This window comes from Terriglobia bacterium (assembly GCA_020072565.1).
Taxonomy (GTDB): Bacteria; Acidobacteriota; UBA6911; order UBA6911; family UBA6911; genus JAFNAG01.
Genome location: JAIQGI010000006.1, coordinates 102,282 through 126,938 on the forward strand (window position 1 = coordinate 102,282; position 24,657 = coordinate 126,938).

Annotated in this window: 19 protein-coding genes; 6 read left to right on the forward strand and 13 right to left on the reverse strand. The window is 59.4% G+C overall.

Annotation, left to right across the window (positions count from 1 at the left end; all coding sequences use genetic code 11):
* The first annotated feature begins 73 nt into the window (after positions 1–73).
* The 3 genes from LAP85_05250 (at position 74) to LAP85_05260 (ending at position 4,077) form a co-directional block, all read left to right on the forward strand.
* On the forward strand, positions 74–3,157 hold the full coding sequence (locus tag LAP85_05250) for a CusA/CzcA family heavy metal efflux RND transporter (GenBank protein MBZ5495787.1): 3,084 nt from the start codon (positions 74–76) through the stop codon (positions 3,155–3,157).
* A 273-nt stretch (positions 3,158–3,430) separates the two neighbouring features.
* Entirely contained in the window at positions 3,431–3,661 is a 231-nt protein-coding gene (locus LAP85_05255; GenBank protein MBZ5495788.1) for an AbrB/MazE/SpoVT family DNA-binding domain-containing protein, read from the forward strand.
* Positions 3,658–4,077 carry a type II toxin-antitoxin system VapC family toxin gene (locus LAP85_05260; GenBank protein MBZ5495789.1) on the forward strand — a complete coding sequence of 140 codons (420 nt, stop codon included), beginning with the start codon at positions 3,658–3,660 and terminating at the stop codon, positions 4,075–4,077. Before LAP85_05255 ends, LAP85_05260 begins: the two co-directional genes overlap by 4 nt.
* A 234-nt stretch (positions 4,078–4,311) precedes the next feature.
* On the opposite strand, the gene LAP85_05265 is transcribed toward LAP85_05260, so the two are convergent.
* Positions 4,312–4,812 (reverse strand): FtsX-like permease family protein, encoded by a 501-nt coding sequence (locus LAP85_05265; GenBank protein ID MBZ5495790.1) that lies wholly within the window; start codon positions 4,810–4,812, stop codon positions 4,312–4,314.
* A gap of 99 nt (positions 4,813–4,911) precedes the next feature.
* On the opposite strand from LAP85_05265, the gene LAP85_05270 reads away from it, so the two are divergent.
* A complete protein-coding gene (locus LAP85_05270) occupies positions 4,912–5,112 on the forward strand; it encodes a hypothetical protein (GenBank protein ID MBZ5495791.1) in 201 nt (66 codons plus the stop codon).
* A 139-nt stretch (positions 5,113–5,251) separates the two neighbouring features.
* Here LAP85_05270 and LAP85_05275 read toward each other — a convergent pair whose 3' ends face one another.
* Together LAP85_05275 and LAP85_05280 are read right to left on the reverse strand one after the other, a co-directional pair.
* Positions 5,252–8,212, reverse strand: coding sequence for a DUF5107 domain-containing protein (locus tag LAP85_05275; protein ID MBZ5495792.1), 2,961 nt, complete (start codon positions 8,210–8,212; stop codon positions 5,252–5,254).
* 349 nt (positions 8,213–8,561) lie between these two features.
* Positions 8,562–11,567 (reverse strand): DUF6067 family protein, encoded by a 3,006-nt coding sequence (locus LAP85_05280; GenBank protein ID MBZ5495793.1) that lies wholly within the window; start codon positions 11,565–11,567, stop codon positions 8,562–8,564.
* A 334-nt stretch (positions 11,568–11,901) separates the two neighbouring features.
* Between LAP85_05280 and LAP85_05285 the strand changes: the two genes are divergently transcribed.
* Positions 11,902–13,476 (forward strand): SpoIIE family protein phosphatase, encoded by a 1,575-nt coding sequence (locus tag LAP85_05285; protein ID MBZ5495794.1) that lies wholly within the window; start codon positions 11,902–11,904, stop codon positions 13,474–13,476.
* A 32-nt stretch (positions 13,477–13,508) separates the two neighbouring features.
* Complete coding sequence (locus LAP85_05290) at positions 13,509–14,690, forward strand: pyridoxal phosphate-dependent aminotransferase (protein ID MBZ5495795.1); 1,182 nt, start codon at positions 13,509–13,511, stop codon at positions 14,688–14,690.
* A 65-nt stretch (positions 14,691–14,755) separates the two neighbouring features.
* On the opposite strand, the gene LAP85_05295 is transcribed toward LAP85_05290, so the two are convergent.
* From LAP85_05295 to LAP85_05340, 10 genes are all read right to left on the reverse strand, one after another.
* The gene (locus LAP85_05295) at positions 14,756–16,651 is read right to left on the reverse strand and encodes an oligopeptide transporter, OPT family (protein ID MBZ5495796.1); all 1,896 of its coding nucleotides are present in this window, start codon (positions 16,649–16,651) and stop codon (positions 14,756–14,758) included.
* A 240-nt stretch (positions 16,652–16,891) separates the two neighbouring features.
* Positions 16,892–17,056 carry a CcmD family protein gene (locus tag LAP85_05300; protein ID MBZ5495797.1) on the reverse strand — a complete coding sequence of 55 codons (165 nt, stop codon included), beginning with the start codon at positions 17,054–17,056 and terminating at the stop codon, positions 16,892–16,894.
* 25 nt (positions 17,057–17,081) lie between these two features.
* Complete coding sequence (gene ccsA / locus LAP85_05305; protein MBZ5495798.1) at positions 17,082–17,795, reverse strand: cytochrome c biogenesis protein CcsA; 714 nt, start codon at positions 17,793–17,795, stop codon at positions 17,082–17,084.
* 3 nt (positions 17,796–17,798) lie between these two features.
* The gene (locus LAP85_05310; GenBank protein ID MBZ5495799.1) at positions 17,799–18,470 is read right to left on the reverse strand and encodes a heme exporter protein CcmB; all 672 of its coding nucleotides are present in this window, start codon (positions 18,468–18,470) and stop codon (positions 17,799–17,801) included.
* 1 nt (position 18,471) lies between these two features.
* The gene (ccmA, locus tag LAP85_05315) at positions 18,472–19,176 is read right to left on the reverse strand and encodes a heme ABC exporter ATP-binding protein CcmA (GenBank protein MBZ5495800.1); all 705 of its coding nucleotides are present in this window, start codon (positions 19,174–19,176) and stop codon (positions 18,472–18,474) included.
* A 28-nt stretch (positions 19,177–19,204) separates the two neighbouring features.
* Positions 19,205–20,461, reverse strand: coding sequence for a hypothetical protein (locus tag LAP85_05320; GenBank protein ID MBZ5495801.1), 1,257 nt, complete (start codon positions 20,459–20,461; stop codon positions 19,205–19,207).
* A 633-nt stretch (positions 20,462–21,094) separates the two neighbouring features.
* Positions 21,095–21,529, reverse strand: coding sequence for a hypothetical protein (locus LAP85_05325; protein ID MBZ5495802.1), 435 nt, complete (start codon positions 21,527–21,529; stop codon positions 21,095–21,097).
* A complete protein-coding gene (locus LAP85_05330; protein ID MBZ5495803.1) occupies positions 21,529–21,993 on the reverse strand; it encodes a cytochrome c-type biogenesis protein CcmH in 465 nt (154 codons plus the stop codon). The genes LAP85_05325 and LAP85_05330 overlap by 1 nt, the downstream gene beginning before the upstream one ends.
* 106 nt (positions 21,994–22,099) lie before the next feature.
* Positions 22,100–24,136 (reverse strand): heme lyase CcmF/NrfE family subunit, encoded by a 2,037-nt coding sequence (locus LAP85_05335; GenBank protein ID MBZ5495804.1) that lies wholly within the window; start codon positions 24,134–24,136, stop codon positions 22,100–22,102.
* 44 nt (positions 24,137–24,180) lie between these two features.
* The gene (locus LAP85_05340; protein MBZ5495805.1) at positions 24,181–24,588 is read right to left on the reverse strand and encodes a cytochrome c maturation protein CcmE; all 408 of its coding nucleotides are present in this window, start codon (positions 24,586–24,588) and stop codon (positions 24,181–24,183) included.
* Positions 24,589–24,657: the final 69 nt, after the last annotated feature.

A 24,657-nucleotide genomic window follows, 5' to 3' on the forward strand; every position in this document is an offset into this window, starting at 1 on the left:
GCATGCAGGAGCCTTTGCCGCGCCGCAGGCGCCCCACTGTCTGCGTGCTGGCTCCTGACTCGCTAAGGTCTGTATGATCCATCGAATCGTTTCCTTCGCACTTGCGCAGCGTTTCCTGGTCATCATGACGATGCTGTTCCTGATGATCTGGGGAGTTTATTCCTTTCAGAAGCTTCCCATCGACGCCTACCCCGACCTGTCGCCGCCGCACGTGGAGATTATCACGCAATGGCCCGGGCACGCAGCCGAAGAGGTCGAGCGCCTGATCACGATTCCGATGGAAATCGAAATGAACGGCATTCCCGATATGGAGGCGCTGCGCTCCATATCGCTCTATGGCCTGTCTTCGGTTCAGATGAACTTCGGCTATGACGTCGATCCGTACTTCGTGCGCGCGCAGGCGCACGAGCGCATGGCCGACGCGGCGGTGCCGGAGGGCGTAAGCCCGTCGCTTTCTCCCCTCTTCAGCCCGAGCGGCTTGATCTATCGTTATGTTCTGCAGAGCCCCGACCTGTCGCCCCAGGAACTCAAGACCATCCAGGATTGGGTGATCCAGCGCCGCTACCGCGCCGTCGACGGTGTGGCGGACGAATCGAGCCTGGGCGGCACCACGATGCAGTATCAGGTCCTGCTGGATCCGACCAGGCTGTTTTCCTACGGAGTCACGGTGCCGCAGGTCTTCCAGCAGCTGAGCAACAACAACGCCAACGCCGGCGGCGGATTCTACTCGCAGGGAGGGCAGTTCTACTACATCCGGGGGCTGGGGCTGGTGCGCAACCTGCAGGACATCGGCAACATCGTCCTTGCCGCCCACAACGGGATTCCCACCTATGTGCGCGACATCGCCAAAGTGGAAATCGGGCATGCCCCGCGCCTCGGGCAGTTTGGCTATATGTACCAGGATGATGCCGTGGAGGGCGTGATCCTGATGCGGGTCGGCCAGCAGGCGCAGATTGTTCTGAATAAGGTGGAAAAGGTCACCGAGGATCTCAACAAGCATGTGCTGCCGCCGAATGTAAAAGTGGTCCCTTTTTATGACCGGCATCAGCTGATTGCCGAGACTACCAAGACGGTGGAGCGCAATCTCCTGCGCGGCATGTTGCTGGTTCTGATCATCCTGGGTCTTCTACTGTTCAGCGCCCGGACGGCCCTGATCGTGGCCGTAACCATACCCTTCTCGCTGCTGTTTGCCTTCATCTGCCTCGACTGGAGGAACATTCCCGCCAACCTGCTTTCCATTGGCGCCATCGACTTCGGCATCATCGTCGACGGCGCGGTTGTGATGGTGGAAAACATTTTCCGCGAGCTGGCGCAACGCCATGGCCAGAAATTCAGCGTCATCGATGTGATTCGGACCGCGGCCGGCGATGTGGAACGCCCGATATTCTACGCGATCGCCGTAATCATCGCGGGCTATTTGCCGATCTACGCCTTAACCGGCCCGTCGGGCCGGCTGTTCGATCCCATGGCCGACACGATGTCGTTTGCACTCCTGGGCTCGCTCCTGTGCTCGCTGACCCTGCTCCCGGTGCTTTGCGCATACTTCCTGCGCAGGCACATTAAGGAGCCGCGCATTCCCCTCTACGAGAGGGTCCGGGCCATGTACGGCTTTCTCCTCGGCTGGTGCCTCCGGCATCGCCTGATCACCCTGACAGTCTGCCTGAGCATCTTCGGCGCCTCGCTCCTGCTGATCCCCACCATCGGCGCGGAGTTCATGCCCCACCTCGATGAGGGCGCTCTCTGGGTGCGCGCCACGACGCCCTACACGATCTCATTCGATGAGGCTGCCAAGCTGGCGCCCGAGATCCGGCAAGTGCTGATGAGCTTCCCCCAGACGACCGTGGTAGGCAACGAGCTGGGCAGGCCCGACGATGGCACCGATCCCACAGGATTTTTCAACGATGAGTTCTACGTCGGGCTGAAACCCTACGACGATCCTGCCTGGAAGGGGGAGATTCGCACCAAGCCGCAGCTCATCGATGCCATACAGCAGAAGCTCTCGGCATTCCCCGGCATCATATTCAACTACACACAGCCTGCGGAGGATGCCGTAGACGAAGCGGAGACCGGCTTGAAAAGCTCTCTGGCCGTCAAGATCTTCGGTCCGGATCTTGCGACTCTCGAGGGAAAGGCGAAGGAAGTCAAGAAAGTGATCTCCAATGTTCTCGGGATCACGCACATCACCATCGTTCAAGAGCTCGGCCAGCCCAGTTTGACTATTGTGCCCAACCGCGACAAGATCGCTCAGTACGGCCTCAACGTCTCCGACATCAACACGCTGATCGAGACCGCGGTGGGGGGCAAAGCGGCAACCCAGGTCATCCAGGGAGAGCGCCAGTTCGATCTCATCGTCAGGATGCAGGAGCCTTACCGGCAGAATATGGATGCCATCAAAAACCTCCTGATTGCCACACCGGATGGCCAGCATCTGCCCTTGAGCCAGTTTGCCGACATCCAGGTGACTAACGGCGCATCGTTCATTTATCGGGAGGCCAACTCGCGCTATATCGGAGTTCAGTTCAGTGTGGAAGGCCGCGACCTGGCCAGCGCCATCGGCGAGGCGCGCCGCGCCGTGGACGCACAGGTCAAACTCCCGATCGGATACACGCTGGACTGGGGCGGCGAGTACAAGGATTATCTGGCCGCCATCGCTCAGCTCAAGATCATCATGCCGCTGACCGTGCTCCTGATCATGCTGATCCTTTTCGCGCTTTACGGGAATCTGAAGTTCCCTCTGCTCATCATCTTCAGCGTTCTGGTCACGGTGCCCGTCGGCGGCCTGCTTGCGCTCAGGCTCACGCACACGACCTTCAGCGTCTCCTCGGGGCTTGGATTCGTGGCATTGATGGGAGTGACGGTCCAGACGAGCGTGATTCTCTACTCGTTCATCAACAAGCTTCGCCTGGAGGGGAAGGACATCCTGATTGCCACGTACGAGGCATCGCTGCTGCGCCTGCGCCCCATTCTCATGACCGCACTCGTGGCCTGCCTCGGCCTGCTGCCCGCGGCCATGTCGACGGGGATCGGCAGCGACTCGCAGAAGCCGTTCGCCATCGTAATCGTCGGCGGACTGCTTTCCCGCCTGCTGCTCTCGATATTCCTGGCGCCCGCCCTCTACGCGCTCGTCGCCCGCAAAAGCGATGTCCTGAAAGTGTAGAGTGGCTGCTTGTTGCCTTCGACGACCCCGGCCCGTTGACAGATCCAAGAGCTCGAAGAATGCCTCGATCCAGCTCGGCTGATCTGGAACCACAACCTGCGCGTATGGTTCGCGGACAGTCCCGACGCTCGCGCTACTCGCGCCGGATTATCTGGATCGGATTTACACGAGTAGCAATGTAGGAGCGATCGACTTTATGGCGGTTGACGCACCGGCAATCCCGGGTTAGAATCTTACTGGTAAGAGTAATACATTGGCGAGGAGGGGGCAATCATGCGCATTACCAGCAAAGGCCAGGTGACCATCCCTATGGCGGTGCGACAGGCGACCGGTCTGCTGCCCAACTGCGAGGTGGAATTCAAGGTCAAAGGCAACCAGGCAATCCTGCGCAAGGCTTCCCGGCAGCCGCTCCGGGGAGAACGCGCGATCCAGCGCCTGCGCGGCCGGGGCAGCGTCAAAATGAGCACGGATGAGATCATGGCGCTCACGCGAGGCGAACGATGAACGGCGTCCTGATCGACAGCAATGTTCTCCTCGACGTCATGACCGAAGATCCGCGGTGGTTCGATTGGTCGTCCGAGGCTCTCGTGCGGTGCGCGGATGATTCCATGTTGGTCATCAATCCCATTGTTTATGCGGAGGTCTCCATTCGCTTCAAGACGATCGAGGAGTTGGAGGACGCCTTGCCGAAAGGGATGTTCGAACGGCGCGATATTCCCTGGGAGGCGGCATTTCTGGCGGGTAAGTGCTTCGTGAAGTATCGTCGCGTGGGCGGGACCAGGACCGCGCCCTTGCCTGATTTTTTCATTGGGGCTCACGCGGCCGTGGAGAAATTGGATCTGCTTACGCGCGATTCTTCTCGATACCGTGCCTATTTTCCAACCGTGAGGATCATTGCTCCTGATCTGGGAAATCCGTAAATTCATCAAGAAATTCCTCAGCTGCAGCATATTCTGCCGCGAGTCTGGCTTCATGATCATCAGTTCTCAGGGAGACGCACTGATTGATGTCAGCGCGTACCACGACAGCCTCTGATGCAGCATAGCTTTCCCGATCCGCTGTTCAAATCGGAGGGTGTCTGATGGGCGTGAGATCGCCCTGAGGGCGGGGCCGAAGGTGTGCGCGCAGGGTAACGGACGTTTCCTTTCGATTAGCTACTCATGGCGAACCGCCACCATCGGGTCGATTCTCGAAGCTCGGCGAGCAGGCAGATAGCCGGCAACCAATCCTGCTAGAAGCAGGATTGTGACGGAGGCCGTTATGGATACCGGATCATTTGGCTGAATCGCAAACAAAAACGATTTGACGGCGCGCGTTCCGGCCAGCACAGCAGGAACTCCGATCGCCAATCCTGCCAAAGCGAGAGCAAAGACCTCGCGCATCACCATCCAGATAATCCCGGCAGCCTGTGCACCGAGTGCCACACGGATGCCGATCTCGCTGGTCCGACGCTCGATATTAAACGCGACAGTTCCATACAAACCCACGCACGCAATCAACAGCGCCAGTACGGCAAACGCCGTACAAAGCCGGGCAAGCGTGATCTCCTGACTGATCGCCTGGTCGATATGCGCCACTTGCGTTTCCAGTCCATAGATCGCCAGGTGTGAATCAACCTGCCGCACAATCTGGCGCACGGTATTGGCTTGTCTCAGCGGTCAAAATATCAGATCACCAAAGCGATGAATGCGGGCAACCCTGCCTTTGGGAGGGGGAAATGGGCGGAATCGGCAGGGCTCGCCACTGTAAGAAATGTGTCGCAACAGACAGGAGGACGCTCGGCGGTCTATGAAGATATCGGCAAGGCGTTGGCTCGAACCGAGGGGGCGACGCGTGTCGAGTATCTCCTGGGCTATTACCCGAGGGATGACAACTGGGATGGAAAATATCGGCATATTGAAGTAAAGGTCGACCGGCCTGGAGTAAAGGTTTCCTTGCTGACAAGAATCAAATAGACTTCGTCGCGCCTGCTGCTCTCGATATTCCTGGCGCCCGTCCTCTACGCGCTCGTCGCCCGCAAAAGCGATGTCCTGAAAGTGTAGATCCTTGGAGTGCGGCAGCAAGCTGCTGCACTCCAAGGGAGCCCTTGGCGGTTCAACGCAAGGCGGTCAGCAGCTCAGACTTCCAGGAGTTGGATCGCTTCAGGACGGCTCTGAGTTTCTCGATCGCACCGCGATCCGGGGCCAGGGCGGCTTCCCTGCCCAGCTTTTTGTAGCAGTAGTCTTCCATGACCGCCTGCAGGCCCTCGTCCGGGTCGTAAGGCCGCCCGACGCCGAGATGTTCGGGCCACTCCTTCGATTTGGCGATGTGGGCCAGTGCCTCCTCGTATTTTTTGTTCCGGATGTTCTCGCCGGCCAGAAGCAGGTGTGCCTTCTCGTAGAGCACCCGGCCTTCGGAGGCATTCTCATAGGGAAGCACGACCAGCCGATCCAGGACTTCCAAAGCTGCCTGATACTGCTTCGTGTCGATCAGGGCCTTTGCGTATTCCATGCCGAGCACGAAGTTTTCGGGGAACTTGTCGAATCCCTTCCTGGCGGTGTCCAGGGCTTCGTCGAATGAAGAGGATCCCGATTGCCAACGGGCCAGGGCAAGCCACGAGCGCCACTCTTGAGGAGCCAGATCGAGGGCTCTCTGGTAGTCTTCAATCGGCGCGTCCGGCGAGGTTTTTCTGAGAAGTTCCGCCCGCGTGAGGTAGAAGGGGCCATATTCGGGATTCGCCGCACATTCGTTCAGCAGGCCGGCCGCGTCATCGTAGCGCCCCTTGCTCCAGTAGATCAGGGCAAGATAGTAGAGAGTTTTCCAGTTGCGGCTCCGGCCTGAAGCCCAATGAAGCACCGGCAGGGTTTCGTCCCGGAAGGGAAAAACCAGCCGGGGAGAGGCCTGAGCCGCTTTTTCCAGGAGGCGCTTGCTCTCGGCAGGCGAATCATCCCTGGTCAAGTATGCGAGCCAATAATCAACGATCGGATAAGGAGGTGACAGCCGGAGGATCTGAACCGCCTCCCGCGTCATGCCCATTCCCGCATAATACAAAGCCAGCTCCAGGTATGACTCGTGCGGGAGTTCGGACCTGATGGAGGAACTGAGTTGATTCCGGGCCCGCTCAGAAGCAGTGGTAAACCACGCTTCCGCCAGCGCCAGGTGGCTCAACGGATCAATCTCCAGGATGTCGCGCTGAGCCCGCGTCGCCTCCTCCCAGCGGCCCAGCAGTCGTTGCGCTATGGCCAGGGCACTCAGAGCCGGAATATCGTATCGGTTGAAATCCAGTGCCCGGCGGGAATACTCCACGGCTTCCTCGAGGTGTTTCTCCGTGAGATGAATTTCAGCGATCATGGTGTAAGCCGCAGAACGATATTCCGGTGAACGGGCCGCCCAGCTCAATGTTTCTCTGGCGGCAGTCAAATTCCCGACTTTCTTCAGGACTGCGCCGCAGACAAAATTGGCTGCAGGATCATAAGTGTCGATCGCGAGGGCTCTGCCAGCCCAGACCCGAGCCCGGTCATATTCGGCCCGGCGGTAATGGATCTCTGCCAGGCGGACCATGGCAGCAACATGGAGTGGATCGCTCCTGACGCAGTCACCATAGAACTCGAGTGCCCTGGGGTAGTCGCGCAACAATTCCTGCTGCCGGCCCAGGAGATAAGCTTTCTCCGCTGTGGTGCCCGCTTTTTCGGGGGGCGAAATAACAGGCCGCGAAAACGCAGGCACATGCTCAAAGCCGGAATGCCAGAGCATCTGGTCTCCCAGGGCAACTTTGACGTCCTGTTCTGAAGCAGGAATCTTAACCTCGCGCTCGAACACCTGCATCGGCCCCAGTCTCAAGGGCACCCGGAGAACCGTTCTGTCACCGGCAGTGACGACCAGGTCCGAATGAATCGGCCTGAGCGCGTTGAATGCGATTCGAGTTTTGTCCGCATCCCGGGAGACATTCAGGGCTCCGTCGGGATTGGCGCCGGCCAATCCTCCGATCTGCTTGACGGGGAACCAGACTTCCTTCCAGGTGTCCGCGGCATAGGGAAGGAATGCCGCCTGCGTGAACGGGGTGTCGCTGCCGCTGGAGAGCTGGGCCTGCGAGAACTGCCGTCCCGCCTGAACCTCGACATACTGTCCATTGCGATCAGTCAGCAGATCCTCCCAGATTGCGCCCGAGCGCGAGAGCGACCAGATCCATATTTTCCGGCCAGGCATGTCGTCATATTTCGACCAGTGGCCGAAGCCGAATCCGAGGTCGTGCCAGTAGCCGCCGGAAAAGTCGGAGTACCTCCCGAGCACGTGGAGGGACTTGTGGCCCCCAAAGTAGTGGTTCTTATATAGCGACAGGTCGATCCCCTTTTCGTTGACCGGCCAGGGGTGAGCGTCTCCGCCGTGACCTATGTAATATTGCCCGGGGTAATAGAACTGCAGGTCGTCGCGCGCATGCACGGCGGCGTTCATCCAGTGATAATAGGGTTGGGTCAAAGGCGTGGGATTGTACCAGAAACTGGTGGTCTCGAATTCTGCCGCGTCCCCGGGCAAACGGATCTGCACGCGCCACTGGGTTCTGCTGGGAAGGTCCATCCCTCCGACAGTGCAGCTCACACTGCCATCGTCATGCTCCTTCATAACATAATCCACCGGAGTCGCAGTCGAAGGTGTGTGTCCGATCAAACCGAAATTGAATTCGATCCCACCCGAAGTCCACGGGCCGCGCATCGCGACGTCGCGGAACTTCATGACCTCGTTGAGGTAGATGAAGTCCTTCCCAGTCGACTTCTCGACGGCGCCCCAGATCTTGCCGCCTGCCTGGGGCAGGACATAGACCTTGATGAATGCGTTCTCCAGGCGCACGACCTTCCATTCCTGATCCCGGCCCGCGCTTGAAAATCCGTCAAATCTGAAGTAGGGGTAGGTGGCCGCATTCCTGCTTCTGGCCAGGATCGGTACCGGATCCGGGTCACTGAACGGGTAAGTCTTGATGATCCGATTCTCTTCGGTGATCGTCGCCTTAGGCATCACCAAGTTGCAGGAAGTGGCCATGAGAGAAATAATGAAGATCTGAAACACCAGTATTTGTTTCATCTCATCTCCTCAGCGTGCCTCGTGGGTCGCGTCCGTCGACGCGACCCAGCGCGGGCGTTCCGCCCGTGCCTTGGAGTGCGGTGGCTTGCCACCGCTTTGCCAGCCAAAACTTGGCCCTGGAGCGGCGGCTTGCCGCCGGTTTCAAGAGTCCACGCCTAAATACTACAGACCACAAGAATTTCTCGACGCGCTAGTAAGCGTAGTCGGGACAGGGCGGCATGCCGCCGGATCCGGCAATATTCGGCCGCAAAAGCGGTGGGAAGCCACCGCACTCCAAGGCCGCTTCGCGGCCCCGAATACACGGTTGGAAAGGCTTAAATTCCAGGGGTCGCAGCCGGGGCCCACTTGATCATGAAATGATCAGCAGCCAGCCTTTGCCCTTCGAGACCGGAATCGGATCGTTGGGGCTGAATCTGGCGGCAGACTGGAAATCCTTGACCTCCACGGCGGTGATACTTGCCCCGGCAGGATCGATGCCCAAGGCGCGCCAATCGATGGCCAGCCGGACATCGACATCTTCCGGCGCCCAGCTAGCTATCGCGACCAGCGTTGCCTTACCCTGCCTCACATAGGCAGTTGCCGGAACATCCTTGTTGTCGGTTTTCACCGGGCATCGCGGTGACCAGTAGCCGATCATGTCGCTGTCCTGAATCCTGAAATCGTCCCAGACTTTCCAGATCGGCGACGGATCGTTGCCATCGTAGGGCATGCGGCTGGTCATGCCGTACAGCATCCCGCGCCATCTGTTTCCGCCGTCCTGCAGCATTTCCCCCATCAGCCCATAGGGGATGCCCGACATTTCGATAAACCAGAAGTCCGGCGGCGAATTCGGGTCGAAATATTCCCCGAACCACAGCCGGTTTATGTAGGGGAAGTGCTCGAGGTAGAGGTTGGCGCTGTTGGTGAATCCGTCGCGGGGGTTGTACTGGTTGGCGGAATGCAGATCAATAATGGCCGCGGGCCGGCCCCGGTCGAGGACCTTGCGCACACGTTTCATCGTGATGCGGTCAAAAGCGACATCGTCAATGTACAGCCCGTCAATCTGCATCTTCTTTACCAGCCAGTTCAGCCCCTCAATGTAGTAATTGTGCCAGCGCGACATGCCGCTGTTGATGATGGCGGCGTCTTTCAGCTGGGGGACGAACCAGGCGGCAATGTAGTCGGATCCCAGATGCTCCTGGAGCCAGGAGAAGCCGCCGCCGGGCCCTGCCGAAAAAATCTCATTGCCCAAGCTGCGCAGGGCAAAAAGTTCCGGCGCGCGGTTCGACAGTTCCCGAATCGTATTGTAGATCTTTACCTTGACTCCCTTCTGATGCGCCTCGTCAATGTAGGCCTTCATCTGCTCCTGATGGAGGAAGGGATAATTAATGTACGGGTTCACGTCGTTGGCGTGGTGAACGTTGATGGTATTGGCGCCGGAGCGGATTGCGTCATCGACCGGTTTGAAGGCATGGAAGAACCGGGTACTCCACTGGAATTGTGTATCCAACGGCTTGAAGGGCGTCAAAAGCAGGTTGAAATCAAAATGCAGATCCTGCCCGGGCCGCAGTGTCCGGTTCCCTCCAGAGCAGCTGATGAGCACCGTCTCGTTGTCGGCCTCGCGAATCATGATGCTCCCCTTGCCGGCGTTGAACCATGAAGGAGGCATGTTAAGAGGCTTGGATTGGTAGAAATTGGTGTTCAGCGGGCGCGAGTAATTCTCGGCTCGCAGGCTGAATTGCAGGCCGGCATTGGCGTCACCCAGCCAGGCGCCGTCCTGATTCTTTTTGACGTCCCAAGTCCAATCATAGCTCGAGGGACGGTATCCACCTTTGAGTCCCAGACCCATCATGTATTTAGCGGCAACTTTCACCAGCGGAATCACGAGCCGGACATCACGGACATCGACGGGCTTCGAAGCACTGAGATTGACTTTGAACTGTACAAAGCCATCAAACTCCATCCCTGCGCTGACATCCATTTTGAGCGGCCCGGAAGTGCCGCCCGCCTTCCATTCAGCGATGCCATTGTTCTGTCTGGTGAACTTGGGCGCGCCCACGGCCCATTTCAGACGCCGGCCGGCGGAATCTTCCACGATCAGCTCCATCGGGGCCGAAAGGATCGGTCTGGCGGTTTCCTGGATGCGTGTAACCTCGGGCGAATAGAAACTTTCAATTTGCGCCGGGAGACCGGAGGCACCCAGGGTGAGTCGCCGGCCGAGAATTCCAATCGTATTTTGCCAGACCCGGACCGGAGTGAAGGGGCGGACGATTTCGTCATCGAAGGCAAGCATGGAATCCAGCCAGCGCAGCCTCGAGTGGCGCCACGGCTCGTCGTCCCCGGAGTCGGCGATGACAGTCTGACTCACTGTTAGGTCGAGATCGACGGATTGCACCGGCATGCCGGACGGCTCGATGCTCACCCGCCCCCGGTATTCTCCGGCCACAGCGTCCTGCGGAATCTCGACGCCGAACCAGAGTGCCTGGACCTGGCCCTTTTTGACCGCAACGGTCTTCTTGAATTGCGCGCCGTCCCAATTGATTCCGCCCGTGTTGATGCAGCGCAAAGCGGAGGATGGGATGGAGCGGCTGCCGCCACGGAGGTCGCTGAATCGTACGGTGATGTCCTGGATGTCGGCAGCACTCGCGTACAGGCCCACCTGGAATGCGTAGAATTCTCCACGTGCGGCATTGCCGGTCAGCTCCGGTCTCGGCCCCTCGGTTATCCATTTTTGAGGCAGATCTCCGGTCATCCGTATCGGGCGGGAGCGGTCTTCCGGAAAGAGGAGGAATTTTTTGCCCGACTGGGCGGTGAGAAGTCCCTTCAATTCCTCGGGCGTGGCGATGACTTCCATCGGGTAAAAGCTGTCGAATTCGTCGATCGCCTGGATCTCAACCAGCAGCGCTTGGGGAAAGTGCATGTCCGATCGCAGCAAAGAAGCCTCGATGCTCTTTGACCACACTGGATCGGCGCTATCCTGCGGTGCCTGATAGGTGACTACGGGATAGTTTCGTCCCTTGGAACTGTAAGGCAGATAGTAAACATCATAAGTCCCGGGATTCAGCGCCTGAAACACAATGTCCCCGTAAGACCTGTTTACATTGATGCGCCGGAGATTCGCCACTTTTTTGCCGGTGTTTTCTTCGATCACGATGATGTTTTTCTTCTCCGGCTCCGCATCGCGGCGGCGCCAGGGGATGTGCGCCCAGACAGCGGCGGCTTTCTCGGCCACCTTCAGCACCGCCCTGTGATTCCCGAGCGTTTCTGCGTCCCAGGTGCCGGTCCCATAGCGCACCTGTTGCGCGCACAGTGGGGCGGCGAAGGCGGGTAACAGCGAAATAAGGCACAGGCTGAATGTGAGCGTTCCTGGTCTCATGGCCGCATCCTGTCAATAACGATGGAGAAGTAGCCCCATACTAACTCAAATCAGGGCGCCGATAAAAGCGGATGACGACGGTCGAAGTCCGCGTCCGTGCGCGGTTTTCCTGGTTTTCAGCATGATCCCGTACTATGCCTGGGCGCACCGGGGCAACGGCGAGATGGCGGTCTGGCTCGCGCGCGAATAGTGAGGTACGGCCAAGGCCCGTACACTCTGTCAGATGCACGCATGGCCGCATCCTTGGGTTGAAATATAACCCGGAATCGTGCTAAGTCTTACTTTTCATACAATCGTCGGCAGAGTTCAGCATCTGAAATTCAGGCATTGATCCATGGCTTACGCGTTTGGCGAACGGTCTCCTCTTTCCTTATTGGCCGAACTTCATACCCTGAAAGCAATCATCCAGGACCTCGCCGACGGTGTGATTGTCGCCGATCGAGACGGCAAGTTCCTCTACTTCAATCGGATAGCTCAGTCAATCCTCGGCATCGGCTTGACGGCTGCGGCGCCGGAGGACTGGTCCGGAGTCTACGGCTGCTTCCGGCCCGACGGCGTGACGCCCTACCCGGCCCAGGAACTCCCCCTGGCGCAAGCCATCTCCGGCCAGAACGTAGGTGAAACTGAAATTTTTATTCGAAATTCGGCGCGGCCCGGCGGCGTCTGGATTCTGGCGCAGGCGACCCCTCTTCGCGACGAAAAGGGGGACTTGTGCGGCGGAGTCGTGGTGTTCTGCGACGTCACGAAAAAGAAGGAGACCGAGACGAAGGTCCGGACGCTCACCAGCGCCGTGGAGCAGACCGCCGACACCATCCTGATCACAGACAAAGACGGGCTGGTGGAGTACGTCAATCCGGCATTTGAGCAGACCACGGGTTATGCGCGCGACGAAATCCTGGGGCGCAACCCGCGCATGCTCAAGTCGGGCGTCCACGACGCGGCGTTCTACCAGCAGCTGTGGGCCACGATTCAATCCGGAAGAGTCTTCCGGGCAACCATCGCCAACCGGAAGAAAAACGGCGAAATCTACTTTGCCGAGCAAACCATCACGCCCATGCGGGATCCCGCCGGCCAGATCTCTCATTACGTTACCGTAGTCAAGGATGTCACGGAGCAGCGGAGACTTCAGGAACAGGAATACCAGATGAAACTGGCCCGGGCGGTGCAGCAGCAGTTCTACCGGATTGCGCCGCTCGAGGTCAACGGCTTTGATATCGCCGGCGCCGCCTTTCCGGCCGACGCGACCGGGGGGGATTACTTTGATTTCGTGCCCTTGCCGAAGGGCTGCATCGGCGTTTCCATCGGCGACGTCTGCGGGCACGGTGTCGCTTCCGCTTTGTTGATGGTCGAGCTGCGGGCCTGCCTGAGGGCCTTTGCCCGGAAGAGCCTGAACGTCGGGGAGATCTTCACCCTGATAAACAGTGCGCTGGTCTCCGATCTGGAGCAGGAGCGATATGCCACGCTGTTGTTCTGTCGCCTGCACCCGCCGTCGCGATCCCTGCTCTACGCCAGTGCCGGCCACGTGCCGGGATACATCCTCGATGCCCAGGGCGGCATCAAACAGATCCTCCCCAGCACGGACATTCCCCTGGGACTCCTGCCTGGACGGGTATTCACCAGCAGCGATGAAGTTTTGCTGGAGCCGGGCGAGATTTTGGCTTTGCTCACCGACGGCATCACGGAAGCCGAGAGGCCCGACCAGACTCCATTCGGGGTTGACCGTGCGCTCGATTTCATCCGGCAGCACCGCCAGGAAGGCGCGCGGCAAATCGTCGATGGCCTCTACCAGGCAGTCCGGGAGTTCTCCGATGGCCTTCCGCAGGTCGACGACATCACCGCCGTAATCTGCAAATCCATCATCAGGTCCGGCCGGTCCCGGAAACGAAAAACTCTCAGTCACGAAAAGTAGAGCTCGCCGGACCCAGGACGAGAGGAGCGGCCATGGAATCGATCAAGACGCAGAGAATCCCGAATTCTGCAATCCGGCTGATGGTAGAAGCCGCCGAGAGAATGGAGCGGGAAGGCCGGGAAGTCGTTCATCTCGAAATCGGCAGGCCGGACTTCAACACTCCAGCGCACGTAGTCGAGGCTTGCGTGGAAGCCCTGAGGGCAGGCAGGCACCACTACTGCCCCAATGCCGGCATTCCCGAACTGCGCCGGGCGATCGTGCGCAAATTTGCCGATGAGTACCGCCTCGAATACGACCCGGCGTCCGGTGTGATCGTTACCAACGGGGTGGCCGAGGCCGTTTATCTGGCGATGAATGCGCTGTTGAATCCGGGCGATCAGATCCTGATCCCCGATCCGGGCTGGCTGAACTACGAGGTTGACGCAGTCTGTGCGTACGCGGAGCCGATCGGCTACACGCTCTCCGCAGAGAACGGCTACCAGCCCGATGTCGAAGAAATCGCAGACAAGATCACGCCACGAACCAGGATGATCATGCTCGTCAGCCCCTCGAATCCCGTCGGGTCGGTCACGAGGCCCGAAGTCCTCGAGGGCATCGCCGCCCTGGCGCAAAAGCACAATCTGATTGTGGTCAGCGATGAGATATACGAGAAGATCATCTATCCGCCGGCCCGGCACCACAGCATTGCCTGCCTGCCCGGAATGAAGGAAAGGACGCTCCTGCTGAACGGCTTTTCCAAATTCTGGTCGATGACCGGCTGGCGCCTGGGCTACGTCCTTGGACCGCAGCAGATGATCGATCCCATGCTGCGCTACCACCTGTATCTGCTCACTTCGGTCGCCACCTTCACCCAATATGGTGCGCTGGCGGCGTTGACCGGAGACCAGGGCCCATCCAACAGCATGGTCGCCGAATTGAAGAGGCGGAGGGATTACCTGGCCCCGGCAGTCAATCAGATTCCCGGCTTTTCCTGCCTGATGCCGGAGGGCGCCTTTTATGTGTTCGTCGACGCGCGCGCCACAGGCCTGGACGGTTACAGGCTGGCGGACGTGCTGCTGCAGAAGGCCGGTGTCGTAACCGTCGCAGGCGAGTGCTTCGGCAAAAACGGCGCCGGGCACATCCGGCTGGCGCTGACCAGCCCGCTGGAAAAGCTGCACAAGGCGGTCGCCAACATGGACCGCGTCATGAGGGAATTAATGCGCCCGAAAGCATAACCTCCAGGACTCAAAGACTCGAAGACTCCAAAACAATCATCTTGGAGCCTTCGAGTCTTTGAGTTTTAGAGGTTGTTGTTTGCCCGCGCCACACTCAGGGCGCCGCGGTAGAGGAAGAGGCCGATCAGCAGCAGAGCCGCGACTGCGAGCAGTGCTCCCGCAAGGCCGGGGATGCGCGGATCCATCGATTTGGAAGCGACATTGGCCGCGACCAGCCCTGCGATAAAGACGCCAGCCAATCCTTCGCCCGCAACCAGGCCGGAAGCAGCCAGGACCCCGGGATCGCTTTCATTTTTGGCCGCGCCTTTCCGGCGGCGATCCACGAGCGCGCGCACGCAGCCGCCCACGTAAATCGATGCCATGGTCGAAAGGGGCAGATAGACGCCGATGGCAAACGCGAGCCCGGACACTCCGCACAAAATTCCTGAGAGCGCCACCCCGCCGCCTGAGAGCACGAGGCCCCACGGAAGCTGGCCGGCGAGCACTCCTTCCACGATGGTTTTCATTAGAGTGGCCTGGGGTGCGGCCAGATCCCGGGATCCGAATGTATAAGCCGTTCCCAGAAGGAGCACTGTGCCGGCCACTGCCCAACACGCAAAGGATGCGCCGATAACCTGTCCGAATTGCTGGCGCGCCGGCGTTGCGCCGACCAGATATCCCGTCTTCAGATCCTGGGAGATATCCCCGGCCTTGGAAGCGGCAATCGCGACAATCGTGCCGACGGTCAACACTGCGGCTCGCGCCGCCCCGCTCGTCCAGCCGGCGGCGGCAAACACCGATGCGACACCAAGAAGGGTGATCAGCGCGATGCCCGAAGTCGGTTGCGAGGTTACACCTACGATGCCTACGATGCGCGCCGCAACCGCAACAAACAGCATGCCGAAAATGCCGACACCTAACGCACAGATCGTACGCGGCAACAGTCCCATCCCTCCGGCAAAGATCCCGGGCACAAGCGCGGCGACCGCCACAACGGTGACGATCGTACCGATCACGAAGCTTCCCGGCAGGTCGCGTTCCGTGCTGGGTACGATGCCGGCAGCCACTGAGCTGCCGGCCCTCCGGATGCCGCGCACCACTGCTGCGAATGCACCCACCATGGTCGGAAGACCGCGAAGCACGGTGAGAATCCCCGCGGTGGCTACGGCACCCGCACCGATGTATCGCACATAGCGCGCCCAGATGTCATTCGTGGTCATTGCCGAGATAAGCCGCTGGGTTTCCGGATACAGCGGCGCCGCCAGCCCGCTGCCGATCCACGAGATCAGCGGGATCAGAACCAGCGATGACACCAGGGAGCCGGCCACAAGCACTCCTGACTGCCGATAGCCCAGGATGAATCCGACGCCCAGGAGCGCAGGCGCCAGTTCGAGAGCAAGCTCGGCGTGCGGCAGCACGGGAATGGCAACGCTGACAGCATTGGGGAGCAGGAATGCGAGCGAGACGAGGATCTTGATGAGTGCGCCCACAGCCATGCCCCGGAAAATCCAGGCGCTCCCGGAGGCGCCTGCCGTTGTCGCCCTCAGGACGACTGCGCACGCGGTCCCTTCCGGGTAGGGCAATTCATCGTGTGCTTCCACGATGAGCAGCCGCCGCAATGGGATCATGGCCGCCAGCCCGAGAACGCCGCCCAGGAAGCAAAGCGCGACCATCTCGAAATAGGGGGGGATCATGCCCCAGAGGAAAAGGGCAGGGATGGTGTAGATCGTGCCGGTGGCGAGCGCCGTCGATGCCGAGCCGATGGTCTGCGAGATGTTGGCTTCGAGTATGGTACCCCTGGCGCCAAAAAGCTTGAAGATCGCCACAGTCATGACGGCAGCCGGAATCGATGCCGAGACCGTCAGGCCGACACGCAATCCGAGATAGGCGTTGGCGGCGCCAAATACGATCCCGAGCACAATCCCGGCCAAAACGGCCTTCAGAGTGAATTCCGCCAGAGGCTGAGGACTGGTAGAGGCCATCAGCATTGCTCCTTATGTAAGGAAAGATTATGCGCGCAGCGGCCTCCAACTTGGCATACGTGTCCGCCGGCTTTCAAGCAGAACTTTCAATTTGGGATTGCCGAATTCAGCGGAGCATCAAATCTCGGCGCGGAGGGCACAGGGGGCGCGGAGGAAAAAACAAAGGCACATACACCCGGGCCCTGTTCTTGTCTGCGACCTCCGCGTCCTCTGCATTGAGATTCTTTGCAGCTCGCGGACTTATCGCTTGCCTGCCGACTGCCGCTCCACGAGCTCGCGCAAGCTCTGGAGTTCTGCGCGCAGCTGCTTTTCCCGGGACTGGATCGAGAAGAGGTAGACGGCGAGAATGATCCAGATGGCCGTGTAGGCCGCAAAGAGGTAATTCATGGTGTTGACTGTTCCCATAGTGATTCGGTCCCTTTCTTGATACTCAGCGTGCCAGGTTCGCCATGCGTTCGAGCCGCTCCGCCTCCAGGCGCGCCGACTCCAGGAAGAAGCGACGGCGAATCAGGTACACGAGCAGTATCGCAAAGGCTGCGAGGCACGTCAGAAACGCTGGCCACATGGCACGATCCAGCCCTCCTGTCTCCAACATCGCCTCCGGGTGTGAACCGCGAAACTTGGGATTGGTTGCCGCCCAACGGATGGAAAACCAGACGATTGGGGCGTCGAGAAAGGCAATAATCCCGAAGATCGCCGAAATCATCGCTCTTCTCTCGGGATCCGAAAGATAACTGCGCAATAGCATGTAAGCAAGATAGAGGATCCAGAGAACCAGCGACGAGGTCAATCGCGGCTGCCACGTCCACCAGCGAAGCCAGGCAGGCTTGGCCCAGATCGGCCCGGTCACCAGGACAATGGTGAAGAACATCACTCCGATTTCCGCCGCCGAGAGTGCAAGGCTGTCCCACTTGCGGTCCTTCCTGATCAGGTACATCAGGGAAGCGACGAAATTCACCGCGAATGCGGTCAACCCCATAATCCCCGACGGAACATGAAAGTAGAAAATGCGCTGGAGATCCCACAGTGCTTTCGCGTCCGCGCGTGGCGCTCCAATCAATGCCATATAGAGAGCCAGGGTCATGCTGATCAGGAGGAGTGCCCATAAGGCGGCATCGAAATGCCCGTGTCTTGGCTGATTCATTACTTAATCCTCCAGAACAAAATCGAAAAGCAGATACGCAAGTGTACCAAATATGATCGTGAAGGCGGACATGAACGTCAGGGGGAGCTTCAAAGCCCGATAATCCCCAGTATTGAGAATGACGTTTGTCGCCTCGACCGCATTAATGAGGATGGGCAGGACCACCGGAAAGAGGATTAGAGGAAGCAACACTTCCCGCAGTTTGGTATTAACCGCAATCGCCGACAAGAGGGTTCCCACCCCCGTAAAACCGAGAGTACCAATAAAGAATACCAGAATGAGATAGGGGATCTCAGCCCATACGGTCAGATTGAAGAAAATCAGGGCAAACATGAAGATAACAACCTCCGCAATCAACATGAAGACCACGGACGCCAGCATCTTCCCAAGATAGATGATCCCGCGATCCATCGGCACCATCAGTAATCCCTGCAGGCAGCTGTTTTCTTTTTCCGAGGCAAACATTCGATTTAGCCCGAGAGTTCCCGAAAAAACGAAGGCCACCCAAAGCACGCCCGGCACCGCATCGCGGATCGAGTCGCTTGCCGCCTCGAGCGCGAAGTTGAAGACCACCAGGACCACGATGCCGAAGAACAGCATGGCATTGAGCGAGTCCTTCGTCCGCAACTCGATGAGTAGGTCCTTGCGGAAGACCGCCCAGACTTTGCCCAGCATCTCAGCGCCCCTCCGTGAGTGCCCGGTAGTGATTTTGGAACTCATCGAGACTGCCGGACTGCCGGGGCAGATCCAGCGCCACCACACCCTTTTCGATCACGACCAGACGGTCCGCCAAAGCATAGCCAAGGGGAGCATCGTGGATGGCCATGAGGCAAGTCTTGCCGCGCGTGCGGGCTTCACTCAAGTAGGTTCTCAAAAATTCGGTCCCCTCACGGTCCAAGCCGGTGAACGGCTCATCCAGCAGCAGGACGCCGGGATCGTGCAGGAATGCACGCGCGATCGCCAGGCGCTGTTGCATACCGCGTGAGTAGTTGCGCACAGGCTCGCGCGCGCGCCCGGCCAGCCCCACGCGCGCGATGCGCTCTTCCAGGTCCGCGTCGTTGCTGGCGAGGTCGAGGAGTCGGGCGTAGAAGCGCAGGTTTTCGAGTGCCGTCAGATCCAGATAGAGTGCGGTGTTGTGCGAGAGATAGCCGGTGATTCCGCGTGCACCCTGGCTGCCGGGCCTGGCCGCTTGAATTTTGACCGAGCCTGCCGAGGCGCGGGACAGCCCCGCCAGGATTCTGAGGAATGTGGTCTTGCCGGCACCGTTGCGGCCGAATAGCGCGATGAATTGCCCCTGGGAAACGGTGATGGACAAATCACGCAGGGCCGAGAAGCGCCCGAAATATTTCGCCAACCCCCGCACTTCAATCATTTCAGCCATCGGACCTCAGGAAAGAAGAAGTCGGGGGTTATGAGTTCGCTTTTCGCCTGACTTCCGACTCCTGACTCCCGACTCCTGTTTTCGCGAGCAGCGTGGCGATGCGGCGCAGATGGCGCTTGCTTTGCTCGCGCAACCGCAGGTACGCGCGCTGATCCAAGGCATGGCTCTCGAACTGCGCATCCAGGGAGGCAACGTAGTTCAACAGCTGTTCGCGGCGCTCCCGCAATTCCCGGGTACGCGCCTCCTTACCATTCGCAGCCGCGGGGATAACGCGCTTGTGCGCATACCAGAGTATCATGATGAGGCCGATCAACAGCAGCGGGCCGATGGTCAGCGCGTTCTGCCCCACCAGTGTGGGCATGGGCCGAACCGCCGGGCCTGCCTCCGGCTCCGGCGCGGGGACCGGGGCTTCCACCACAGGCGTGCCCCCCGAAAGGGTCCAGACCACTTCCGTGCCCGCTTTGATGGGACCTGCGGAATAGACGGCGAAGTTTTGCGCCGCGTCGGTCTGCACCTTCGCCAGCCCTTCCCCCGACACCCTCAAGTCCTGAGGGATGACACCGATCTTCAAGGAGGTTGCATCCTGGAAGAACTTCTTGCGATAGCTGTAGCTGCCATTCTGATAGGGAAGCATCTGCGCGACATCGAAAGTCGTAATGCCCGGCCGCAGCGCATACCGGCTGTAATAGCTCTGGCCGTCCGCGCTTTCCAGCGGAGACTGCGTCACCGGCATGCTCGCTCCGGGGCCCGTTACGTCGAGGCGCGGAGGCTCGGTGATTCCGGGCGCCTTGGAGAAACGGAAACTGCCGTCTTCCCGCATGAAGCTGCGCGGGGGTTTGGTTTCGTTGTTGAAGGTGTAGGATTCGAGGGAACTCAGGCCGGTGCCGGTCAGTTTGAACGCGATCCGGACGCTCTCGAGCCGGATCCCCTGCGCAGATGTGGTCTCATCGAACACCTGGATCTCAAGATGCGCCTTTCCCCCGGCGTCGAGGTTGACCTGGCCGTAGTAGTAGACTCCCTTGTAGTCGGCGCGGATCAGGAGCGGCGTATTGGTCGGCAATCCGTCGATGCGAAACCTGCCTGCCGAGTCCGTGACCGACGATTTCAGTACGTTCATCCCACCCGCCAGTCCGATAACATCCAGCGCCACTCCCGAAGGCGTGTTCGCGGCGGCCGTTGCGTTCACGAGCCGGCCATCCAGGACGCCTTGCCCTTGCGGCCAGGCTGGGAGCACGAGCAGAACAGCCGCCGGCACCAGCAATAACGCCCTTCTGACAAGAGTCATGCGGGCAAACTTAATCCATAAGTGCTTGGAATCAAAGACTTCTTTCATGAGAATCACTTTTTTAGAAACATCACCGCAGCGACCGCCGAGAATGGCGCGTAACGAGTGATGAGTCATGATTGATGAGTAACCAAGCCCGGATTATTGTCGTTCTTGCTCATCACTCATGACTCATCACTCATGAATAATCGACCACGCCTGGAGTACGTGGCTTTGGCTGGCCCCGCAAAACGGGGCGAGCTACATATCAGAAAGCTGCGTTGGGGCCGTTCAGACTGTAAATCACCGCATCCCCAGCCAATCGTCTTCTCATCAGTTCCACGCCCCTTCACCCAGCCCCGCGCCCCCAGCATCTTCACCCCGCCCCGCAGCGGCGATCGCAGCCAACAGCCCAGGGCGCAAGCCCTGGGTCCGGGCGATCGCAAAAAAGGAGCCCTGAAGGGGCGATGCAACTCACCCGCTTTTTCTGTGTCGCCCTGTCAGCTCATCCTCTGGACTCTGGTCGAATCCCAGGCCTTGCGGCCTGGGTTGTAAACTGCGGACGCCCCTGCGGGGCTAATAGCAGTCCACGGCTCGCCGGAACGGCTGAGCCTGCCAGGGTCGCACGGCGAGAGGCCGTGGGCTAAGCACGCACTAAAGACGGCGGCCGCAGTCGGCGCAGAACTGCTTGCCGGGAGCGACTTCGGAACCGCAGGCAGGACAAGCCCTGGGCTCCTGCCCCCGCCCGGATGTGAGCTTCGCTTTGCGCGCGGCGATGGCCTGCTCGAGGCCTTCATCGAGGTTTTCCTCGACTCCCAAATGATCGAGCTTTTGCAGGATCTCGGCCGCCTCCGCCTTGAAGCCGGCTTCGAGCCTGTGGAAGTCCGCATCGCCGAGGCGGCCCATTTTGTATTCGAACTCCAGATCCTTGATATTGCTGTAGACGACCGCCTTTCGATTCAGCAGCCGGTCCAGCTCCGTCTCCGCCAGCAGTTCGACCTCGAGGTTTCCCTTCGGCTCCTTGAATAGAGGCATAAGGACGTAGATGGCCATCAATACCGTCAGGATTGTTCCCGCCAGGAATGTCATCAACTCTCCTCTTCAAAATCCTTGAGTTCCTGCTCGACCCTGGGGTCGACCGCAAGGGGGGCCTGTTCCGTAGCCGGAATGGGCCTCACCATGCGCACGACAATCCGGCTCACCACGACGATGCCCAGGCAAAAGATCAGAAATGGCATGATCCAGGCCGTGATGTCGAAGCCCTTCATCGTGGGGGCCGAAAGCACTTTCTTGCCATAACGGGCGACGAAGCTTTCCACAATGGCGTCCACGCGTTCACCCTTCAGCAGCCGGCCGCGGACCTCGGCGCGCATCGGGGTGGCCGAGCTGCAGTTCTGCATGGCGCAGACACTGAGCTGCTCATTGCAGCCGCACTGGCAGACGAGCCGGTCGCAGGCTTCCTTGTACTCCTTGCTTATGTCTCTCGGCGCCTGCGCCCAAAGCGGCAAGACCAGGAGACCAAGCAGCAGGAACGTGCTTGCCGTCCTTTTCATATCTTGTTCAATCCGAAATGAGATCCCTGAAATGCACCAGCTTGCTTGCGCCTTGGCCCGTGACCGAAAGGCGGCGCCAGGCTGCCGCACTCCAGGGATCTCTGCCCTACTTCAGCTTCATGCTCTCTTCGAAGGCCGCGCTCCGGCCCAGAGAGAGCTGCGGCGTGCCAAATGCGCCTTTGCGGTCGGGAAGCAGCGTTATCAGCGTGCCGAAAACCATCACCGCCGACCCGAACCAGACCCAGAAGACGAGCGGATTGACGTGCGCCTTGATTTCATACCCGCGGCCGTCGTTGGAGACGCCGTTGAACACGGTGTACAAATCCTCTTTGGGCGTGCTCCGCAGCGACACCTCGGTTGTGGTCTGCCCCTCACCGGTCTTGTAGGAACGCTTCTCCGGCTTCATGGTGCGCAGGAACTTCCCGTCCTTGTACGCATCCAGCATCGTCACGCCGTACACATAATTCGGGGTTTCGCCCTCTTTATAGCCGGTCAGCTTCAACGTGTAGTCGCCGATCTTCAATTCGTCACCAGGGATCATCGTCTGGCTGACCTCCCGGTTGAACGCGTTGCCGGCGAGGCCAATGAAGGTAAGTACGACGCCGAAGTGAACGACATAGCCGCCGTAACGCCTCTTGTTCTTCAGCGTGAGCCGGGTGATGGCGACGAGAAAGTTCTCGCCCTTAATCCTGGCGCGGATGCGGGTGGCCTTGTAGAACTCCTCGAAGATAGTCACCGTCACAAATACGCAGAGCGTGAAACAGCCCACCGTGTAGAATTCGCGCATCCCCGCCGCCAGCAGCGCCGCACAGGATGCAGCCGACAGGATTCCGGGCCAGAAAAAAGCCTTCTTCAGGCTCTCGATCGATGTCTTGCGCCAGGCGAAGAGTGGTCCTACGCCCGTCAGGAACAGCAGGAACAGTCCGATCGGAATGTTCACCCTGTTGAAGAACGGCGGCCCCACAGTAATCTTGCTGCCCTGTAGCAACTCCGAGAGAACCGGGAACATTGTTCCCCACAGCACAGTGAGGCATGCCACGACGAGAATGAGATTGTTGAACAGGAAGGCGCTCTCGCGCGAGAGCACGGAGTCGAGGGGCCGCTCGCTCTTGAGGTAAGGGAGACGATCGATGATCAGACAGAGAGTGCCCAGCGCCACCAGGCCCATGTAGAGGACGAAGTACCGGCCCAAAGACGAGTCCGCAAAGGCGTGGACCGAACTCACAACGCCGCTGCGGGTAATGAAGGTGCCAAAGACACCCAGCAGATAGCACATCAACACCAGGATCATGTTCCAGACCTTCAGCATCCCCTTGCGCTCCTGGATGATCACCGAGTGCAGGAAGGCCGTCGCGATCAGCCAGGGCATGAGAGAGGAGTTCTCAACCGGATCCCATCCCCAGTATCCCCCCCATCCGAGCACCACGTAAGCCCACTTGGCCCCAAGAATGAGGCCGGTTCCCAGGAACAGCCAGGTGAGCAAAGTCCAGCGCCGGGTCGTGCGGATCCAGGAATCGCCAAGCTGGCGGGTGATCAGCGCTGCCGAGGCAAAGGCGAACGGCACGACGAAGCCGATGAACCCCAGATACAGGATCGGCGGGTGAATCACCATCGCCCAGTATTGCAGCAGAGGATTGAGCCCCCGGCCGTCGGCTGGAATGTATCTGAACATGCTGCCGTCGGCGTTGACCTGCATGAGCTGGTTGAAGGGATTGGACAGGAAGAGATTCAATGCCAGGAAGAACGACAGGTTCAGCATCAGTACCGCGATCACGTATGGCATCATGTCGCGATAGCGGTACCGATTCTGGTAAATAACCGCCCCGCTGAAGATCGAGGTGACGAACACCCACAGCAACATCGAACCGTCGTGCGCGCCCCAGAGCGCCGCGATCTTGTAAAAGAGCGGCAGATCCCGGTTGCTGGCGCTGGCGACGTGGGATACGGAGAAATCGCTGGTGATCAGGAGATACAGCATGCTCGCAGTTGCGAGCGTGATGCTCACGCAGGCAGCCAGAGCGGCGCGCTCGGCGCTGCGCACGATGCGATGTTGCTTGCGCACCGCGCCCAAAAGCGAGGAGAGCAAAGCATAGACGGCGAGAACCAGGGCAAGCAACAGACAGAAGTTGCCGAACTCACTCATGTAAAACCTCTCCAATTTAGGGTCAGTGGCGACGGTCCCGGGATTTATTTGACCCTTTTCTCGTACTCTGCCTCGTACTTGGAAGCGCACTTCGCCTCAATACGGCGGGCTTGAAAAACACCATCCTGGCCGATATTCCCCTCAACAACGGCCTTTGATCCATCCTTGAAAGTGTCGGGAATCACGTCCTTGCCGACATACCGGACCCGCAGTGTTGTGCTTTGATTGCTGATGACGAACTCCATCGGCTTCCTACCCCGATCGATCGAGCCCTCGACCACATCCCCGGCGACTTTGACCGTCTTTCCCTGAAGCGCGCCTTGCATGGCATGGAACTCATCGACGGTGATGTAGTAGGCTTTGCTCTCCTGATAGCCGGTGAAACCCAGCCAGATCAGGGCTCCCACAATCACGACTCCGCCCACCACAAACTTCAGTCTAGGACCGCTCATCAACGACCTCCCTGCCAAATGCAGCGCCAGGCAATTATGCCATTTCGGGGACCAGCAAGTGAAAAGTAT